This is a genomic window from Oceanispirochaeta crateris (assembly GCF_008329965.1).
Classification (GTDB): domain Bacteria; phylum Spirochaetota; class Spirochaetia; order DSM-2461; family DSM-2461; genus Oceanispirochaeta; species Oceanispirochaeta crateris.
In genome coordinates this window covers 1,650,075-1,666,224 of sequence record NZ_CP036150.1, presented here as the reverse complement: position 1 = coordinate 1,666,224, position 16,150 = coordinate 1,650,075, and the positions used below count along the sequence as shown (strand labels likewise).

The 16,150-nt window shown below is 46.0% G+C and carries 18 protein-coding genes and 2 tRNA genes; 10 read left to right on the top strand and 10 right to left on the bottom strand.

Annotated elements, in window-relative coordinates:
• Positions 1-38: 38 nt before the first annotated feature.
• Positions 39-314: a peptidylprolyl isomerase gene (locus EXM22_RS07600; protein WP_149485939.1), complete on the bottom strand. Its 276-nt coding sequence runs from the start codon at positions 312-314 to the stop codon at positions 39-41.
• Between the two features lie 175 nt (positions 315-489).
• Here EXM22_RS07600 and EXM22_RS07595 point away from each other — a divergent pair, with 175 nt between their 5' ends.
• The 3 genes from EXM22_RS07595 to EXM22_RS07585 are packed head-to-tail and all read left to right on the top strand — an operon-like array spanning position 490 to position 2,904.
• Positions 490-1,464 carry an ABC transporter substrate-binding protein gene (locus EXM22_RS07595; RefSeq protein ID WP_149485938.1) on the top strand — a complete coding sequence of 325 codons (975 nt, stop codon included), beginning with the start codon at positions 490-492 and terminating at the stop codon, positions 1,462-1,464.
• A complete protein-coding gene (locus EXM22_RS07590; protein ID WP_149485937.1) occupies positions 1,448-2,203 on the top strand; it encodes an ABC transporter permease in 756 nt (251 codons plus the stop codon). The genes EXM22_RS07595 and EXM22_RS07590 overlap by 17 nt, the downstream gene beginning before the upstream one ends.
• On the top strand, positions 2,200-2,904 hold the full coding sequence (locus EXM22_RS07585) for an ABC transporter ATP-binding protein (protein ID WP_149485936.1): 705 nt from the start codon (positions 2,200-2,202) through the stop codon (positions 2,902-2,904). The genes EXM22_RS07590 and EXM22_RS07585 overlap by 4 nt, the downstream gene beginning before the upstream one ends.
• A 44-nt stretch (positions 2,905-2,948) precedes the next feature.
• On the opposite strand, the gene EXM22_RS07580 is transcribed toward EXM22_RS07585, so the two are convergent.
• From EXM22_RS07580 to EXM22_RS07570, 3 genes are all read right to left on the bottom strand, one after another.
• Entirely contained in the window at positions 2,949-3,962 is a 1,014-nt protein-coding gene (locus EXM22_RS07580) for an NYN domain-containing protein (protein WP_149485935.1), read from the bottom strand.
• A 193-nt stretch (positions 3,963-4,155) separates the two neighbouring features.
• Positions 4,156-4,228: transfer RNA gene (locus tag EXM22_RS07575), tRNA-Phe, on the bottom strand.
• A 130-nt stretch (positions 4,229-4,358) separates the two neighbouring features.
• Positions 4,359-4,431, bottom strand: a tRNA-Phe gene (locus EXM22_RS07570).
• 102 nt (positions 4,432-4,533) lie between these two features.
• On the opposite strand from EXM22_RS07570, the gene EXM22_RS07565 reads away from it, so the two are divergent.
• On the top strand, positions 4,534-4,875 hold the full coding sequence (locus EXM22_RS07565) for a YqfO family protein (protein ID WP_168203405.1): 342 nt from the start codon (positions 4,534-4,536) through the stop codon (positions 4,873-4,875).
• 6 nt (positions 4,876-4,881) lie between these two features.
• Here the strand turns inward: EXM22_RS07565 and EXM22_RS07560 are convergent, their stop codons facing one another.
• Positions 4,882-5,601 carry an RsmE family RNA methyltransferase gene (locus tag EXM22_RS07560; RefSeq protein ID WP_149485934.1) on the bottom strand — a complete coding sequence of 240 codons (720 nt, stop codon included), beginning with the start codon at positions 5,599-5,601 and terminating at the stop codon, positions 4,882-4,884.
• 160 nt (positions 5,602-5,761) lie between these two features.
• Between EXM22_RS07560 and yhbY the strand changes: the two genes are divergently transcribed.
• Positions 5,762-6,067, top strand: coding sequence for a ribosome assembly RNA-binding protein YhbY (yhbY, locus tag EXM22_RS07555; RefSeq protein WP_149485933.1), 306 nt, complete (start codon positions 5,762-5,764; stop codon positions 6,065-6,067).
• A gap of 44 nt (positions 6,068-6,111) precedes the next feature.
• Here yhbY and EXM22_RS07550 read toward each other — a convergent pair whose 3' ends face one another.
• The gene (locus EXM22_RS07550) at positions 6,112-6,597 is read right to left on the bottom strand and encodes a deoxycytidylate deaminase (protein ID WP_149485932.1); all 486 of its coding nucleotides are present in this window, start codon (positions 6,595-6,597) and stop codon (positions 6,112-6,114) included.
• Positions 6,598-6,716: 119 nt separating this feature from the next.
• On the opposite strand from EXM22_RS07550, the gene EXM22_RS07545 reads away from it, so the two are divergent.
• Positions 6,717-7,082: a hypothetical protein gene (locus tag EXM22_RS07545; protein ID WP_149485931.1), complete on the top strand. Its 366-nt coding sequence runs from the start codon at positions 6,717-6,719 to the stop codon at positions 7,080-7,082.
• Positions 7,082-8,794, top strand: coding sequence for a glycoside hydrolase family 9 protein (locus tag EXM22_RS07540; RefSeq protein WP_149485930.1), 1,713 nt, complete (start codon positions 7,082-7,084; stop codon positions 8,792-8,794). Before EXM22_RS07545 ends, EXM22_RS07540 begins: the two co-directional genes overlap by 1 nt.
• 50 nt (positions 8,795-8,844) lie before the next feature.
• Here EXM22_RS07540 and EXM22_RS07535 read toward each other — a convergent pair whose 3' ends face one another.
• The 4 genes from EXM22_RS07535 to EXM22_RS07525 form a co-directional block, all read right to left on the bottom strand.
• A complete protein-coding gene (locus tag EXM22_RS07535) occupies positions 8,845-10,503 on the bottom strand; it encodes a diphosphate--fructose-6-phosphate 1-phosphotransferase (RefSeq protein ID WP_149485929.1) in 1,659 nt (552 codons plus the stop codon).
• Between the two features lie 285 nt (positions 10,504-10,788).
• A complete protein-coding gene (locus EXM22_RS18215; protein WP_168203404.1) occupies positions 10,789-10,962 on the bottom strand; it encodes a hypothetical protein in 174 nt (57 codons plus the stop codon).
• A complete protein-coding gene (locus EXM22_RS07530) occupies positions 10,959-12,236 on the bottom strand; it encodes a galactokinase (protein WP_149485928.1) in 1,278 nt (425 codons plus the stop codon). Before EXM22_RS07530 ends, EXM22_RS18215 begins: the two co-directional genes overlap by 4 nt.
• A gap of 4 nt (positions 12,237-12,240) precedes the next feature.
• Positions 12,241-13,296: a UDP-glucose--hexose-1-phosphate uridylyltransferase gene (locus EXM22_RS07525; protein WP_149485927.1), complete on the bottom strand. Its 1,056-nt coding sequence runs from the start codon at positions 13,294-13,296 to the stop codon at positions 12,241-12,243.
• 86 nt (positions 13,297-13,382) lie between these two features.
• Here EXM22_RS07525 and EXM22_RS07520 point away from each other — a divergent pair, with 86 nt between their 5' ends.
• From EXM22_RS07520 to EXM22_RS07510, 3 genes are all read left to right on the top strand, one after another.
• Entirely contained in the window at positions 13,383-14,393 is a 1,011-nt protein-coding gene (locus EXM22_RS07520; protein ID WP_168203403.1) for a LacI family DNA-binding transcriptional regulator, read from the top strand.
• Between the two features lie 75 nt (positions 14,394-14,468).
• Positions 14,469-15,650, top strand: coding sequence for a mannose-6-phosphate isomerase, class I (gene manA / locus EXM22_RS07515; RefSeq protein ID WP_149485925.1), 1,182 nt, complete (start codon positions 14,469-14,471; stop codon positions 15,648-15,650).
• Positions 15,647-16,126, top strand: coding sequence for a YaiI/YqxD family protein (locus tag EXM22_RS07510; RefSeq protein ID WP_149485924.1), 480 nt, complete (start codon positions 15,647-15,649; stop codon positions 16,124-16,126). Before manA ends, EXM22_RS07510 begins: the two co-directional genes overlap by 4 nt.
• The last annotated feature ends 24 nt before the right edge of the window (positions 16,127-16,150 follow it).

Here is a 16,150-nt window from a genome sequence, read left to right as displayed (position 1 = left end):
AACCCGGGAACCCAGGAGTCTTAAAGCCGTCCTCAGCTCTATCGTCTGCCCGTCAGTTTAATGATATGAAAACCAAACTGGGTTTGCACAACATTGCTGTAACTACCCACGGACATACGTTTACAGGCTTCTTCAAACTGTCCCACCATTTTTCCAGGACCAAACCAACCGAGGTCTCCTCCCTTGTTTTTACTGGGGCAGGTAGAAAATTCCTTTGCCAATGCCGTAAAATTTCCGCCTTTTTTGGATCTTCTCAACAGATCCTCCGCCAGGTTTCTATCTTTGACAAGTATGTGACTAGCACGCCATTCCATGGCTTCCCTCCGGAGTCAGTAATTTGAAACTTATTATAGCCAGAGCTCCAGTGTTTGACCAGACTATGTATTGACGATTCAAGTCTTCCTGCGTATTGTGAAACTTACAATAGTAGTATATCTACCCCTGAGGCTCTGTTTGTAAACCCATTGGACTGAAGGGAAGGAGCAAAAAATGAAAAGATTCTTTTTACTGTTAATTATCTCCATGTCAATTTCAATTTCCCTGATGGCTACAGGGAGTACAGAGACTATTAGCCGGGATGCACCCTTGGCTCCAGTCCGAATTGCCCTTTTAAATGGACCTTCGGGAATTGGTCTTGTTCGGCTGAGCATTGATAATCCCTTCCCTGGTACTGAGGCTGTTGCGGATATTCAACTCCTGGGTGCTCCCAAGGTTTTGACGGGGCAGATCCTCAAAGGGGAGTGGGATGCCGCCGTTCTACCGGCGAATATGGCAGCACTCCTATATAATAAGGGAGTTGCCTACAAAACGGCTGCGGTGACTGGAATGGGAAATCTATATCTGGTGGCCAACAAAGATGTAAAAATCAATTCTATCGCAGATTTTGGCGCCCAGACTGTCCATATTCCTGGGAAAAACACGACCCCTGATTTAATTACCCAGCTCATAGCCGCCGAAGTGGGGGCTACCCTCCATTTGGATTACAGCTTCAATCCAGCCGATCTTGCCAAGGCTTTGGCCGGAGCTGTTGTAGAGGCTGCTGTCTTGCCGGAACCCTTGGCGACAATCGCCTTGAAATCAGGTCAAGATTTGCATATAGCCGCTGACATGCAGGCCCTTTGGAAAGAGACCTTTCCTCAGACTCCCGAGTATCCATTGACTGTGATTGTGGTCAAGTCTGATTTTGCAGAGAACCATCCCGACCTTGTGGATCTTCTCATGGATTCCGTAGAGAAATCTCTGAACTGGGTTGCTGAAAATCCAGCTGAGGCTTCGGGCCTTATAAAAGCAGTAGGGTTTACTCTACCGCCTCCCATTGTCGCCCAAGCCATTCCCCGGAGTAATTATATCTTTTTGAAAGGGGATGAAATGAGGGCTCTCATGGAACCGTATTTTTCAAGCCTCATGGCCCTCAATCCGGAAGTCCTTGGCGGAGCACTGCCCGGGGATGACTTCTACAATTGATATGACACTGACGGGGAAGAAAAGCCTCACAACCATATTTTCACTGATACTGTATCTCTGCTTGTGGAAGGTCCTTTCCCTAGTCATCGGCAGGAGTATTATTCTACCTTCTCCCGAAGAGGTCCTCATTCAGACAATTGTATTTCTGGGAAGACCCGAATCTTGGAAAATGATTGCGGCTAGCACCATCCGGGGGATGAGTGGCTTCTTTATCAGCCTTATATTGGGGATTGTCACAGGCTTTTTTTCCGGAAAAAGCCGGTTTTTTCAATGGTTCTCCGATCCATTTCTGATCAGTATCCGATCCATTCCCGTTCTGTCACTTATCCTTCTGGCCATCATATGGTTTCCTACAGAGATTGTTCCTGTATTTATCTGCTTTCTTGTGGTCTATCCGGTGGTTGCCTCTGCGGTAGCAGCCGGGGTGAGGCAAGTGGATACGGAACTCCTGGAGATGGCAATCGTGTACAATAAATCCTCCTACACCATTTTGAAGGAGATTACTCTTCCCTCTATTCTGCCCTATCTATTTAATGGAATCTCTACCGGACTCGGCTTGACTTGGAAGTCGGTTGTTGCCGCAGAAATCTTGAGTATGCCCCGGGAGGGGCTGGGAACAGCTATGCAGACGGCTCAACTTCAGTTGGATACGGATCAGCTTTTTTCCTGGACTCTCATTGTTGTTCTATTGGCCGGGTTGAGTGAATTCCTGGTTCAGCGCTTGGAGGTACAACAATGATAGCCTGGAAACAGTGTGCGTTTTCGTACGATGATCTCCTAATCATGGATGACTTTTCATTTTCCTTGAGTGAATCGGGTACGACTGTTTTTCTCGGTCCCTCAGGATGTGGAAAAACAACCATGTTGAATTTGGCTGCTGGGTTATTAAAGGTTCATTCCGGGAGAGTCATCAATTCTGATGAGAATCTCAGCTACCTTTTTCAGAAACCCAGGCTCCTTCCATGGAAAAGTGTTCTTGAAAATATATGTTTTGCCCTTCCTCAAGGGATGTCGAAGGGAGAAAAGCTGTCTAAATGTCAAAGTTTAATCAGGATGGTGGGACTGGAAGGTTTTGAAGACTATCAGCCCTCTAAATTGAGTGGGGGAATGGAACAAAGAACCTCTATCGCCCGAGCCTTTGTCACAGAACGTCCTCTCCTTCTGATGGATGAACCCTTTAAGGGTCTGGACCTTAAATTGAAAATGCCTTTGATTGATCTTTTGAAAGAACTCATTCAGACCAGAAATACAACGGCTGTTCTGGTAACCCATGATGTGAGAGAGGCTATCTTAATGGGGGATAGGATTGTTTTCCTGGATGGTCCGCCTCTGGAAGTCATTGAAGACATAGAAGGCTTGTTCCCCTTAGACGAGAGGAATACAGCATCCAAAAAATTTTACGACATGGAAAAAAGACTGTATTCACTCATATTTAAATGAGTGGAAAAAGAACGGTTTAAAAATATCAAACCGTCCTTCTCCTGTTATTTCTGGAGTTTGACATAACTCCTGAGGTTTTCCATTTTTGTTTCAACAAGTCCTCTGGCTTCTGCTGAGGATAAAAACTTCTTAAATTGACTGAATCCAAGAACTTTCATCACGACCCCTTTGTTTTTCAGTTCAGAACTGATGATACTGTAGGGGTGAAACTGAGGCTCTTTATTGCCATCTAGGGTCTCTAGAGTACTCACAAGTGTTTTGAGTGCTGTCTGGAGAGAGCTGACTTCCTGGATATAGCCTTTTCCCGGAAGGATGAGAGTCTGGTTTTCTTCATCCTGGAGGGTGACATATCCTGCTCTTACTGCAGCCGATACAAAATCACTCCAGCGTTTATATCCACGGGGGCCTATCTTCTTTTCGTTGAAGTCACGGTTTAGCATCTTCATTTTGATCTTAACAGATCCCATATTGGATGACTTATTGTCTTTCTGCAAAATAGCAGCTGTTTCGGCCAGGCGTTCAAACCAGTATTCCTTTGGAAAGTTTTTCCGGTCACCTTCTTTGTCATCGGACTCTGTTTCATCTGTTTCATCTTCGTTGTCCGGCATTAATTCCTTATAATCTGCAAAGCTGTCAGCTAAAATCAGAAGATCCTGGGCGGCTGTTTTTATATCACAGATTATGTGGATTTTTTTACCTGATTTTCTTAGGGCTAGGAGAAGGGAACGAAAATCGCTGTCCCCTGTAATTAGAACAAAGGTGTTGATGTGCTCATGAAACCTGAGAAGCTCAAGGGCATCTGTGACCAACTGCATGTCAGATCCATTCTTGTTCTTCCGGGTCTTTTGATAAGGAATATGGAGCATGTTGAAATGAAGTCCTGCCAGAGTCGGTCCCAGTGACCGGAATCCCGGTTTACTCCAATCTGCATAGGCATAGGATGTGACCACCCTACCTAGTGATTCGGCATAATCCCACATCCCCTGTATGAGCAGGCTATCGCTGCTTCGGGGTGTTACATTTTCTATATCCCAGAGAACTGCTACATTCTCACTCATAATAATATCCTCCAATATCCATTTTGTAATAAGATATTGTTTTCTTGTTTATCGCTATATATTAGAACAGATTCAAAAATAAATCACTCATTGGATGTGAATTGTTTATATTTTGTGTGTTGGTGCATTAAATGGGTTTATCTGAAGAAGGATAAGATAAAAAAAACCGTTCCAAAAAGGAACGGCCTATTTGTGCCACCGAAGAGATTCGAACTCTTGACACGCGGATTTTCAGTCCACTGCTCTACCGACTGAGCTACAGCGGCAACTACAGACAGGACTATACAGGACTGCCGAAATTCTGTCAATAAGATCTTATGTTTTTGAGACGACTTTAGAATCTGAAGATACTTTTGTATAAAAAAACCCGCTCCAAGAAGGAGCGGGCCATGTTTGTGCCACCGAAGAGATTCGAACTCTTGACACGCGGATTTTCAGTCCACTGCTCTACCGACTGAGCTACAGCGGCAACTGTTGAAGTATCTTACTGAAAGCTCACTTTCCTGTCAATATGGTGGTTTAAAAAAATATTTGTCTTGTATCTTTTGTGAGAGTCATGTACATAAAAGGTATGTATAAACTCGTATTTTTTGTTCCGTCTGAAGGGAAAGAAAAGCTTAAAAATGCTCTTTTTGATGCTGGAGCCGGTGCACTTGGCAATTATTCTCGCTGCTGTTGGGAATGTGAAGGCCGAGGACAGTTTCTCCCGGGGCGGGGGAGTCAGCCGGTCATAGGTTTGGAAAATGAACTGGAAATCTTGAATGAATTCCGGGTAGAAATGCTTGTCCCCGAAGAATTGGTCTCCATCTGCATAGACACGCTGCGGGCAAACCATCCCTATGAAGAACCTGCCTTTGAATTCACGAAAGTCTTTATCTCTGAGAGTGAGCTTGAAGGACAGGAGTGGTTATAACTCTTATTAGATAAACTCCAAGGCTGCCTGTATCAGGGCATTCCCCATATGAGCCGCCGTTTCTGTTCTCAGGACCCTTTGTCCCAGAGAGCAGATTGTGAATCCTCTTTCCTTGAATATTTCTCTTTCTCTATCACTCCATCCTCTTTCGGGACCAATAGCCAGGCAGCATTGCTTATGGCGAGGGCTGTAGTCTTTAAGAGGTATTTCGGGTGAAATATTATCGAGGGCCAGCAGATCTGTCTCCATTTGAAGATGATCTAAGGATTTATACAGGGAGTAGTATTTCTCTATTTCAGGCATCCGGGTCGATTCCCCCTGGGCCATACCCTGCAAAAGAGCCTCCTTATACTCATCACGGCTCCAGAGCCGGCTGGTCAGATAGGATTTTTCTCCCAGATCGGTTCCAATAAAGATCATTTTCTGTATTCCTGCGGCAGTCAAATCTCTAATCAGCCTTTTTGCCGTGGGAGGACGGGGAGTTCCTATTATGAGAGTCAGAGGGCTCAGGGGAGATGGCTCAGCACCGCTTTGAAAATCAAAGAGGTAAGATCCGTCTGGAAGGATTTCCCTGATGACAGCCTTTCCTAAGGGGCCGTTGATTACTCCTGCATCCAGGCTGTCTGATACTGAAGATTTCAGTATGGTGCGTATGTGGACTGACCGGGGATCATCTGGTGGGAGCGCTTGTTTCCACTCATCTGGATAAAAAAGCAATAAATTCATTGGACCCACAGTATAGACCTGTTTAATCTCTTTGTAAATTTGCCTGGAATCCGTTACATTGAAGCTCTGAGGGCTATGATTTTGTCCCCTAAAATGGCATAGTCCTCAAGTTATAGATCCGGGTCCTTTAAAACCGGAAGACTTCAGGAGAATTTTTTATATGGAACCGTTAAAAGGATTTCAGCGCAGTTATCTCGGAAAAAAAGCCCACAGCCTCAAACCCGTTGTCATGATCGGTGGTAAGGGACTGACAGAAGCTGTTATCAAGGCTGTAGATGCTGAGCTTGAAAATCATGAAATGATCAAAATCAAATTTGTTGACAATAAGGAAACCAGAAGAGAACTAGCCGAAGAACTCGTTCAGAAAACCGAATCCCAACTGGTTCGTGTCATCGGAAATATTGCCATTGTCTATCGTTATCAAAAAGAGCACGATAAAAGAATTTACCACGTTCCCAAGGATTGATTTTCCCAGTTGAAAAAGGTCTTTCCCCCGGGAAGGCCTTTTTTTTACTGCTTTTCGTATTCCTGTACTTCTTCAAATTTATATTCCAGAGTTATGCCTGCCATCTTAAACATTTCTTCCGATTCTGCTCCGGCATGGTATTTCCGTTCACAGACAATCCTTGTGATACCGCAGCTGATTATCAGCATGCAGCAGGTGCGGCAGGGGGTCATTCTGCAATAGAGTGTCGCGCCCTCCAGGGATACGCCTCTTTTGGCCGCCTGGCATATGGCATTCTGTTCGGCATGGACTGTCCTTACACAGTGCTGGCTCTCATGGCCGTCCTCATGAATCATCGTCTTGAACTGATGCCCAGCCTCATCACAGTGGGGAAGTCCCGGAGGTGCTCCCACATAACCGGTGACAAGAATCTGCTTGTCCTTGGCGATGACACAACCGCTTCTTCCCCGGTCACAGGTCGCTCTTTTGGATATGGCTTCGCACACCTCCATAAAATATTCATCCCAACTGGGTCTAATATAGTCAGACAAGAGAGTACCTCCTCGGCAAAATATGTTCCTTTTAGTATAGTAGGAAAATCAAATACTTAAAAACCCTCTTTTCCGTTCTTTTGGACCGGGAAGATTTGGGGTGTCTGGAGAGAAATATTATGAGCGGCACTGATTTTGAGCGTAGTTGCAAGCAATTAAGAAAAAAATATAACTTTGAGAGCACTCCTGAGTTCCGGGATGACCTAAATGAACTATTCACCAAAGCCCTGGGAGAGGGGGAGGACTTTTCATTAGAACTCTTTGAATACTGTGTGCCTTCAGAGGCAGTGGAAGATAAGAATATTGAGAAACTTTCTGATATGATTGATCTTTTTCTGCTGGATTACAACAGTGAATTCAATCACCTCGTAGAGGCTGACTGGATATTTTTGAAAGATCTTATAAATGTCTGGGCGCTGGATATGGATATGGATACGGTCTCATACATCATGCAGCTTGTACTGGATGCGGGAGTCTTTGACTGATGATCCATGTGAATCAGAAGGGCTATTCATTTCAAAGCGGTTTCAGAGGAGTGTTTCAGAACTCAACTGGTGCAGCATTGAAACAGGCCCAACTGGTAGACGCCCATAGTGGAAATGTCCTTTGTGATCTGGACATCTCTCCGGTTGAGGCGGTTCCCGGTTGGAAAAACCGATACTTTCAGAAACTGGGTTGTCCCCTTAAGACCCTTGAGGCTCACATGCCTTCATCTTTCCGCTGCCGGATTGCCGCACAGGGAGAAGACTGTCTTCAATTCTCTGAAAATTTTACTATTCGTCATGAGCTGATTTCAGAAAAAGACCTTTCAGATCTGCTGGTTTATTTCAAGACCATGCGATGCGATGGTCTTTTTGATGAAGCAGATAAACATGCTCCTGTGTGGGGGACTCAGGAAGAGCGGGATGTCTCTGGGGGCTGGTATGATGCTTCGGGGGATACGAGCAAGTATCTCTCACACCTGTCATATGCTGGCAGAATGTCTCCCCAGCAGACCCCTCTTGTTGTTTGGATCTTTGCTGATGTCCTGAAGCGCTATGATAAGGCGCAGTTGTGGCAAGGAGATAACTTTCGCCGCTGGATTCTCTTTGAAATGGATTATGGGGCAGACTTTCTATTGAAAATGCAACATGAAGAGGGCTGGTTCTATAAAACTCTTTTTGACCAGTGGAGTAAAGATCCTGAAGCGCGGATGCTCTGTTCCTATAAGACCCAGAAAGGAGAGCGCCTGGAAACAATGAAAGCCGGGTTCCGGGAAGGCGGGGGAATGAGCTGTGCAGCCTTGGCCGGGGCTGCAGCTCTGGCCAGGGGAGAAAAACGGTCAATGTACACCAGGGCTGCAGAACAGGGTTACTCATACTTAAAAGAACACAATGCGGAGCTGCTAGAGGGAGGTCCCGAGAATCTGATAGACCGTTACTGTGCCCTCTTGGCTACGGTAGAACTGGCAGAGTTGAAGGGGACAGGTCCTTACATTCAGGATGCCGAAGTTTATCTGGAACAGATAGACGCCTCATTTCATAGTTTCACTCCGGATCAGGGCTGGTGGTTTGTTGATCAAAAAAATACGGTACCCTTTTATCATGCCTCGGATGAAGGTCTTCTCTTTCTGGCTCTTCAAAAATCACTCGTTCTCCCCTTGGGAAATCTATTGAAAAGACGGGTTAGAACGATGCTTCAAAAAGCTTATTCTTTTTTAGAGCGATCTCTTCTTTGCGATCCAAATCCGTTCCTGTATCCTCGGCATTGGGTTGATTCAGGTACTGATCCTCAGTTCAAATGGTTCTATCCCCATAAGAACCCTTCCGCTTACTGGTGGCAGGGTGAAAACAGCAGAATCAGCTCATTGGGTGCTGCTGCGCTGTCCGGGGTCTCCGGTGGATTGATATCCATGGATAAGGCCCGCAAAACGGCATTGGCAAGCCTAAATTGGCAGCTGGGTGTGAATCCCTTCAATCTGTCCATGGTGGATGGCTGGGGAGCTTCTAATCCGGATTATGAGGGTGATTACTATAATCTTCCCGGCGGCGTAGCCAATGGTATCACATCCGGTTTTGAAGACGAATCGGATATTGCCTTCCAGCCTGAACAGAGAGGTAATCCCGGGGATAATAGCTGGCGTTGGGGTGAGCAGTGGATTCCCCATGCCGCCTGGTTCTTTTTGCTGACCAGCTTGATCCGGGAAGAGAATCTTTAAAAAAAATGCTGCCTCCTGAAAGGGGCAGCATTTTTTGGTCTTAAAAGCTATTAGGCTTTTTCATGTTTCAGAGTTTCGGTGGGTTGGTTACAAACTTCATCGGGTCCGTAGTACTGAATGGCACCGGGGAAGGTGAAGGATGTTTCTATGGCCCACTGGTCTCTTTGAGCCGCAAAGGCCTTGAAAGGAGCTCCATCGAGTTCTACCAGAGCTTTTTTGATAACAGGCTTCATTGAACCGTGTCTTCTTTCCATGTTCATCATCATTGTGAGAGGACATCCGCCAGGAACCCACTGGTCGGCAGGTTTCTGAAGACTGGCAACATTGGAAATATATCCGGTTAATTTATGAGACATCAGGATAAAAGCAGAATAACCCAGTGTATAGCAGTAGTCTGCGTCAAAATTAGAGGGGAAAGCACAGCGTCCTTCATAACCGAAGAAGTGTGCCAGAGCATTGAAACTGCCATTAAACTTTTTTTCCAGTTTCATTTGAGCCAGTTTATGTCCTACCATTTCTATGAGAAGTTTTTCTGTTTCTATCCGTGAAACCTGGACGTTTCCATGAGGGTCTCTGTCCATGAGAAGCTGTTCCTGGATGGATCTGGGCAGAGCGGAAAAAACATAAGAAGAGTCTTTGCTGAGCTGCTGATTCAGCCATTCCTGTTGGTCCTCAAGAGTTTTTAGACTTGAAAAATAGTCTGCGTGGTGAGCCATTTTGTCATTCAGCTCGGATATAAGGGCGCCCACTTCGGGAATGAATTCAATGAGACCTTCTGGAATCAGGGCGACTCCGAAGTTCAATCCTTTTTCGGCTCTTTTAACGATGACGTCGGCAACCTGATCTACCACCTGCTTCAGTGTCATTTTTTTGGCTTCCACTTCTTCGGAGATGATGCAGATATTAGGCTGGGTCTGCAGGGCGCATTCCAGGCCGATATGGGACGCACTTCTTCCCATTAGTTTGATAAAATGCCAGTATTTTTTGGCAGAGTTAGCGTCTTTTTCGATGTTTCCTATCAGTTCGGAATAGGTCTTTGTGGCAGTGTCAAAACCAAAAGAAGTTTCGATGTATTCATTTTTTAAGTCACCATCGATAGTTTTGGGGCAACCGATTACTGTAATCCCCGCGTCTTTCGCTGCAAAGTATTCGGCCAGAACAGCCCCATTTGTGTTGGAGTCATCACCACCAATGATGACAACACCGCTGATGTCATGTTTTTTACAGGTGGCCAGGGACTGCTCAAACTGAGCTTCTGTTTCCAGCTTATCCCGGCCTGATCCGATAATGTCAAATCCTCCGGTATTTCTATAGGCATCCATCAATTCATCATCAATTTCTACAAGATTGTCTTTCATGATTCCTGCAGGTCCTCCCAGAAATCCGTAGAGTTTGGATTCGGGGTTGGATTTTTTGAGGCCGTCAAAAATTCCGGCTATGACATTGTGACCGCCGGGAGCCTGACCACCGGAGAGGATCACGCCTATGTTGATCTTTTCTCCCGCCTTAGGGTTGTTTCCTTTAACAAAACGGGCAATGGGGTTGCCGTAGGTATTGGCAAATAGGCTTTTAAGTTCTTCCTGATCGGAAATAGCCTGGGTGGGTTCTCCCAACTCACAGGTGATGTCTTTGATGTCTCCCTGTAGAACTGCAGGCAATTTTGGTTGATAGGCATAACGTGCCTTCTGGAGAGGTGATAAAGTACTCATTGTGTGAAACTCCTTAAAATTATCATCAGTCCCATCAGGGACATCCTATAGTGCTGTTCGGAAAAGGATCTCTCCGGTTTAGCATATTCGGACCTATTCTTTAAGAATCTATCGATTTTAGATCCGTTTGTTCCAATGGAATTGTTATCTATGTTTATAAGGACTTTAGGAGGTCTCGTCAAGATATTAAGGTCTTTGGAGACCCTTCAATGAAGAAGGTCGAAAACAAAAAAACCCGGACACCAAGAGCATCCGGGAATTGTATAAATTATCTAAAAAAGTAGACTAGTTTAGGGGGACTATCAGTTGAAGTGCAAGATTGTCAAAATCAAAAAAGGTATTGCCGTAAATGGCAAAATCCAGTCTGTAATCATCGGGAAGGGGAGTAAAAAAAGCAGCTATCCTTTTAAAGATGGCTGCATTTAATCCAATTGAAATGAAAGATGAGGATGGGATCACTCCAAGATCTGCATAGAGGGAAGAGGTCTTATTCTTAAAGGGGTGACAGATCCCTCTCCGAAAAAAGTGCTCATATAGTTTTGATAGAGCTCAGCTTTTTTATTGGGAACATAGGTTTGAATGGTACCGGCAAATCCCCCTCCATGAACACGACAGGCTCCATTTTCACCCAGAAACTCTTCTGTCAAGGCTAGTGCAAGGCTAATGCCCTGTTCCCGGGGGGCTTTTCCAGGATAAGCATTCTGCAGGAAACAGAAGGAAGAGTGACCTGATCTGTTTACCTGTGTCAAATATTCATCGATCTGATTAGACCTCAGGGCTTTCAGCATGGCTAAGACTCTCTTGTTGTCGTTATAAAAATGAAGGGATCTCAGGATGGCCCTGTCGCCTGTTTTGGTTCTTAATTCACTGATGGATTCCAGTACTCTTTTTTCCTCCACATCACGGCAAACCTCCTGACCGAAAACAGCAGCAACAGACCGCATTTCATCGGGTATGGCTGCATATTCTGGAGTCAGATCGGCATGGTTTCCTCCAGTATCCACAACCATCAAGGAATATCCCGCTCGGTGAAAGTCATATTTTACAGGGCTGATAACCGGCTTCTCCGGATCTTTAAAATCAATGGCGACAATGCCGCCATTGGCGCAGGCAATCTGGTCCATAAGACCGCAGGGTTTTCCGAAATAGTGATTTTCAGCAAACTGTCCAATCCTGGCAATTTCAGTAGAGCTGACCAAATTATCGTTGAAAATGGTGCTGAAAATAGTTCCAATCAGAACTTCTAGGGCGGCAGATGAACTGAGGCCTGACCCCTTGAGGACCGAACTCGTCGTATTGGCTCTGAATCCACCCAGGGCAAATCCTCTTTCCTTAAAGTAGGCGGCGATCCCCCTGACCAGGGCCTCGGTTTTCCCTTTTTCATCTTCATGAACCCAGAGGTCGGAAATATCAACTCTCACCGGAGGATAACCCTCTGAATCTATTGTGATGTTGTCGTCTCCTGTGAGAGACACAGCGGCAATGGTATCCAGGTTGATCGATCCGGCCAGAACTCTGCCTCTGTTATGGTCTGTATGATTGCCTCCCAGTTCTGTTCTACCGGGTGTGCTGAAAAGACGGATATCCTGTTCTCCATAAAGGGCTTCATGTTTCTTAACAAGATCTCCCCAGCGGTTTTTCTGCCAATCAAGATCCTCAGGACCGTAGAGTTCCTCGAACAGAGGGTTCAGTTTTCCATTTTCCACTTGATTCAGAATTTCGGATTTTTTCATATTTTTAGGCTCCTATTGTCAATGTATAGTGCTCTTCAGAGCAGTCTCTTAGACGGGCCGCACTGCCTTCAGCCGTGATATCCCGTTGAGGCATGCCCAGCATCTCATATCCCACCATGAACTTTTTCACCGTGGCAGAACGGAGTAGCGGCGGGTAGTAGTGAATGTGAAAATGCCATTCTTCATGGTCTTCACCATCTGTGGGTGCTTGATGAAGGCCCATGGAGTAGGGAAAACTTGTCTGGAAGAGGTTGTCAAAACGCGTTCCCATCCTCTTGAGGGCATCGGCCAGATCAGTACTTTCCTTTTCATTCATTTCAATTATATTTCGCATCTGTCTCTTGGGGAGGATCATGGTTTCAAAAGGCCAGACGGCCCAGAAAGGTACGAGAGCCGCAAAGCTGTCATTTTCGAAGATAATACGCTCTTTTTTTTCAAGCTCTGATGCGACATAGTCTGTTAAGAGGCTGGTTCCATTTTTCTTCAAGTATTCCTTTTGGTTCTTTTGTTCAGTGGCGGGAATATCCGGAATGATCTCTTCTGCCCAAATCTGGCCGTGAGGATGGGGGTTCGAACATCCCATGACGGATCCTCTGTTTTCAAAGATTTGGACATGGTTGATGTAATCCAGTTTGCCTAAGTCTGTAAACTCCTTTTGCCAGGTTTTGACAACCGCTGTGACCTCCTGAAGGTTCATCAGTGAAATTGTTAGATCATGCCGGGGGGAGAAACAGATGACCTTGCAGAGTCCTCTTTCGGATTTAGCCTGGAACAGTCCGTCGTTTAACTCAGATTGGGGAGTGTCCTTCAATAGGGCGGCAAAATCATTTTCAAAGACAAAGGTCCCCTTATAATCCGGATTCTTATGCCCTCCGGCTCTTTCGTTTCCAGGACAGAGATAGCAAGCAGGATCAAATGCCGGTTTTTTATCAAGCATGGGTTTTTCCACCTGGCCGTTCCAGGGTCTCTTGGTCCTGTGGGGGGACACCTTGATCCACTCTTTTGTGAGGGGGTTGAGCCGGCGGTGAGGTTGTTCCTTTAAATCGATCTTGTCAGCCATTCTGATACTCCTAAGAAAGGTCTTGATTAAACAAATGTACACGAGTACAATACTAGGGCAGAAGAAATCTGTCAAGGATGGTCATCATGAGCGGGAAAAATAACCGGGACAAAGTAGCAGCCCTGGCCGGGGTCAGCAGTGCCACAGTTTCCAGGGTCTATAATAATCCCGAAAGAGTGTCTGAATCTAGAAGAAAGTCTGTCCTGGATGCGGCAAAGGCATTGGGTTATTCTCCGGATAAATCTGCCAGTGCTCTCAGGCGGCGAGGCACGGGCCAGGTTAGTCTTGTCCGGTTTGAAAAAAAGGACCGACCCTGGTATTGGGGGGATTTTCCCGCTTCCAAATGGTTTTTTACAGATGCATTGACGGGAATCCTCCCCGTTGTGGATTCCTCTATGTTCCGGCTGAATTTAAAAACTCTGAGATCTCCGGATGATGTGGAACGGATCAGGTGGGAGAAGGAGTGTGATGGTGTTTTGTTTTATGATGTGGATGAAAAAACAGAAGCCCAAGCAGCTCAGAGGATGAATGTCCCGGCAGTTCTTTCCCACCATACCTCCCAGTTTAGGATGAATCACTGTGTTACAACGGATAATTTTGAGGGAGGTCGTCTTGCATCGAGCCATCTAAAAGAGGCCGGATACAGCCATCCCGTTTATATCTCCTACCTCCCGGAGGCCATCATCCCAAATCGCGACCGCTACAGGGGATTCTGTAGCGGGTGGGGACAAGATATTCATCAAATCATTACAGATCCCGGTAAAGAAGGGGGATACAATGCGGCTCTGTCTATCCTGGGAGATCTCAAATCCGGGCGGATTGACTGTATTGCCGTTGTCAATGACATGACCGCAATTGGGGTCATTCAGTGCCTGCAGGATCACAAGCTCAAACCCGGGAAGGATCTCGGGCTCATCGGATACGATAATATGCCTCTCAATTATGTTCTGCCTTTTCGGATGGCCACAGTGGACCTTCAACCGTCACTCATTTACGAAGAGGCTGCCAAAATGCTCTTGGAAATCATAGCTGATCCCGAGAGAAAGGCTACCACAAAGACGATCCTCCCACTCCTGATACCAGGGGACACTGTCTAGTAGAATAAAAGGAATCCCTATATTGATTCAGAGATATGGCTTTTTCTGTTTCCTAAAAGTGTCTATAATAAAGTTATGATAATGAAGATGATAAACAGACTCCAGGACTACCCCTGGGGGTCAAAACACTTTCTTCAGGATTTGCTGGGACTTGAAAAGACAGGTCCTCTGGCTGAGCTCTGGATGGGAATTCATCCTCGGGGAATGTCCCAGGTTGAATTGAAAGGACGTGCTCCTTTAGATCTGAAAGACTATATTGGCAACGATCCTGATGCTGTTCTGGGTAGCAGTGTTCATCAGAACTTTGGAAACCTGCCTTATTTGCTTAAACTGCTGGCAGCCGGTGAACCTCTTTCCATACAGGCACACCCGAGTAAGGGACAAGCCGAGGCCGGTTTCGCCTATGAGAACGAACAGGGAATCCCCTTAGATGGGTTTAATCGCAATTACAAGGATGATAACCACAAGCCTGAAATCATCTGTGCCCTAGGGGATTACTGGGCTATGAAAGGGTTTCGTTCTCCCCTCCAAATCCTGTCCTATTTCTCTTCCTGGTGTCCCGAGTCCCTTCAGCCTTTGCTTTTCAGTGAATCGGCGGAGGATGAATCGCTATTTTTGAAATCTTTCTTTATATCCCTCATGAACCTCAAAGAGCCTCAACTGTCAGAGCTTCTCACGGCAGCACTGTCATGGTGTGCCCTTCAGGAAGATGATGCCTGTCACTGGGTTTTGAAACTCCAGGACAAATATCCGGGAGACCGGGGAATCCTGGCACCTCTTTACCTCAATACCCTTTGCCTGAAAGAGGGAGAAGCTCTCTATCTTCCCGCAGGAGAACTCCATGCCTATCTGGAAGGCTTTGGTGTAGAACTTATGGCAAATTCGGATAATGTCCTTCGGGGCGGGCTGACCCAAAAATACATGGACATCGGTGAACTTGAAAAAATCTTGCGTTTTGAATCGGCGGATATCACCAGAATTGTCCCCGAAAGAAGCGCAGACGGAACGGGAGTATACAAAACGGACTCCCGTGAGTTTGAGCTGGTTGCCCTAGATTGTGATGGTTCATCCCTCTCTTTAGAGGCGGGGTACCCCGTTTCAATACTGATTGTCGTCCAGGGGGGGCTGACTTTGAGAGAGGCCGTCGAATCTGTTAGTCTCAGCCCCGGAGAGTCCTGTTTCCTTAGCTACTCTGATTCACCCAGAATCATTGAAGGTTCCGGGAAGGCCTTTATTGCCAGGATTCCTCTTCCATGACTGTTTGGATTGATGGTGATTCCTGCCCTAAACAGGTCCGAGATATAATCAATACCCGTTGTATCAATGAGAAAATACAAGTTCACTATGTCGCGAATAGCAGTCTTCCTCTGCCTGAATCTCCCTATATTTCCATGATTCTCACCTCCAATGCCCCGGATAGTGCGGACGATTACATCCTTGAGCATTCCCGGCAGGGAGATCTTATCCTGACAAGGGATATACCCCTGGCATCGGCACTTGTAAAAAAACGTCTGGTTGTTATGAATGACCGGGGAAATCTTTTCACAAAAGACAATGTGAGTGAACGTTTGGCTCAAAGGGATTTTATGCAGATGATGAGAGAAGCCGGAATTGGACAGGATAAGGGGAAAAATTACGGGCCAAAGGAAGTCAAAGCCTTTGCCGCCTGTTTTGATAGAGAACTCGTTAGAATGCTTCGTGAAGAGAGATTTGCCAAGGCTGCCCGAACCTGAAATTCACTGAGGGGATAGTTCATC

Excerpts from the sequence above, each read along its gene's own strand:
- EXM22_RS07600 (WP_149485939.1), bottom strand. The coding sequence starts at position 314 with ATGGAATGGCGTGCTAGTCACATACTTGTCAAAGATAGAAACCTGGCG.
- EXM22_RS07595 (WP_149485938.1), top strand. The coding sequence starts at position 490 with ATGAAAAGATTCTTTTTACTGTTAATTATCTCCATGTCAATTTCAATT.
- EXM22_RS07590 (WP_149485937.1), top strand. The coding sequence starts at position 1,448 with ATGACTTCTACAATTGATATGACACTGACGGGGAAGAAAAGCCTCACA.
- EXM22_RS07585 (WP_149485936.1), top strand. The coding sequence starts at position 2,200 with ATGATAGCCTGGAAACAGTGTGCGTTTTCGTACGATGATCTCCTAATC.
- EXM22_RS07580 (WP_149485935.1), bottom strand. The coding sequence starts at position 3,962 with ATGAGTGAGAATGTAGCAGTTCTCTGGGATATAGAAAATGTAACACCC.
- EXM22_RS07565 (WP_168203405.1), top strand. The coding sequence starts at position 4,534 with ATGTATAAACTCGTATTTTTTGTTCCGTCTGAAGGGAAAGAAAAGCTT.
- EXM22_RS07560 (WP_149485934.1), bottom strand. The coding sequence starts at position 5,601 with ATGAATTTATTGCTTTTTTATCCAGATGAGTGGAAACAAGCGCTCCCA.
- yhbY (WP_149485933.1), top strand. The coding sequence starts at position 5,762 with ATGGAACCGTTAAAAGGATTTCAGCGCAGTTATCTCGGAAAAAAAGCC.
- EXM22_RS07545 (WP_149485931.1), top strand. The coding sequence starts at position 6,717 with ATGAGCGGCACTGATTTTGAGCGTAGTTGCAAGCAATTAAGAAAAAAA.
- EXM22_RS07540 (WP_149485930.1), top strand. The coding sequence starts at position 7,082 with ATGATCCATGTGAATCAGAAGGGCTATTCATTTCAAAGCGGTTTCAGA.
- EXM22_RS07535 (WP_149485929.1), bottom strand. The coding sequence starts at position 10,503 with ATGAGTACTTTATCACCTCTCCAGAAGGCACGTTATGCCTATCAACCA.
- EXM22_RS07530 (WP_149485928.1), bottom strand. The coding sequence starts at position 12,236 with ATGAAAAAATCCGAAATTCTGAATCAAGTGGAAAATGGAAAACTGAAC.
- EXM22_RS07525 (WP_149485927.1), bottom strand. The coding sequence starts at position 13,296 with ATGGCTGACAAGATCGATTTAAAGGAACAACCTCACCGCCGGCTCAAC.
- EXM22_RS07520 (WP_168203403.1), top strand. The coding sequence starts at position 13,383 with ATGAGCGGGAAAAATAACCGGGACAAAGTAGCAGCCCTGGCCGGGGTC.
- manA (WP_149485925.1), top strand. The coding sequence starts at position 14,469 with ATGATAATGAAGATGATAAACAGACTCCAGGACTACCCCTGGGGGTCA.
- EXM22_RS07510 (WP_149485924.1), top strand. The coding sequence starts at position 15,647 with ATGACTGTTTGGATTGATGGTGATTCCTGCCCTAAACAGGTCCGAGAT.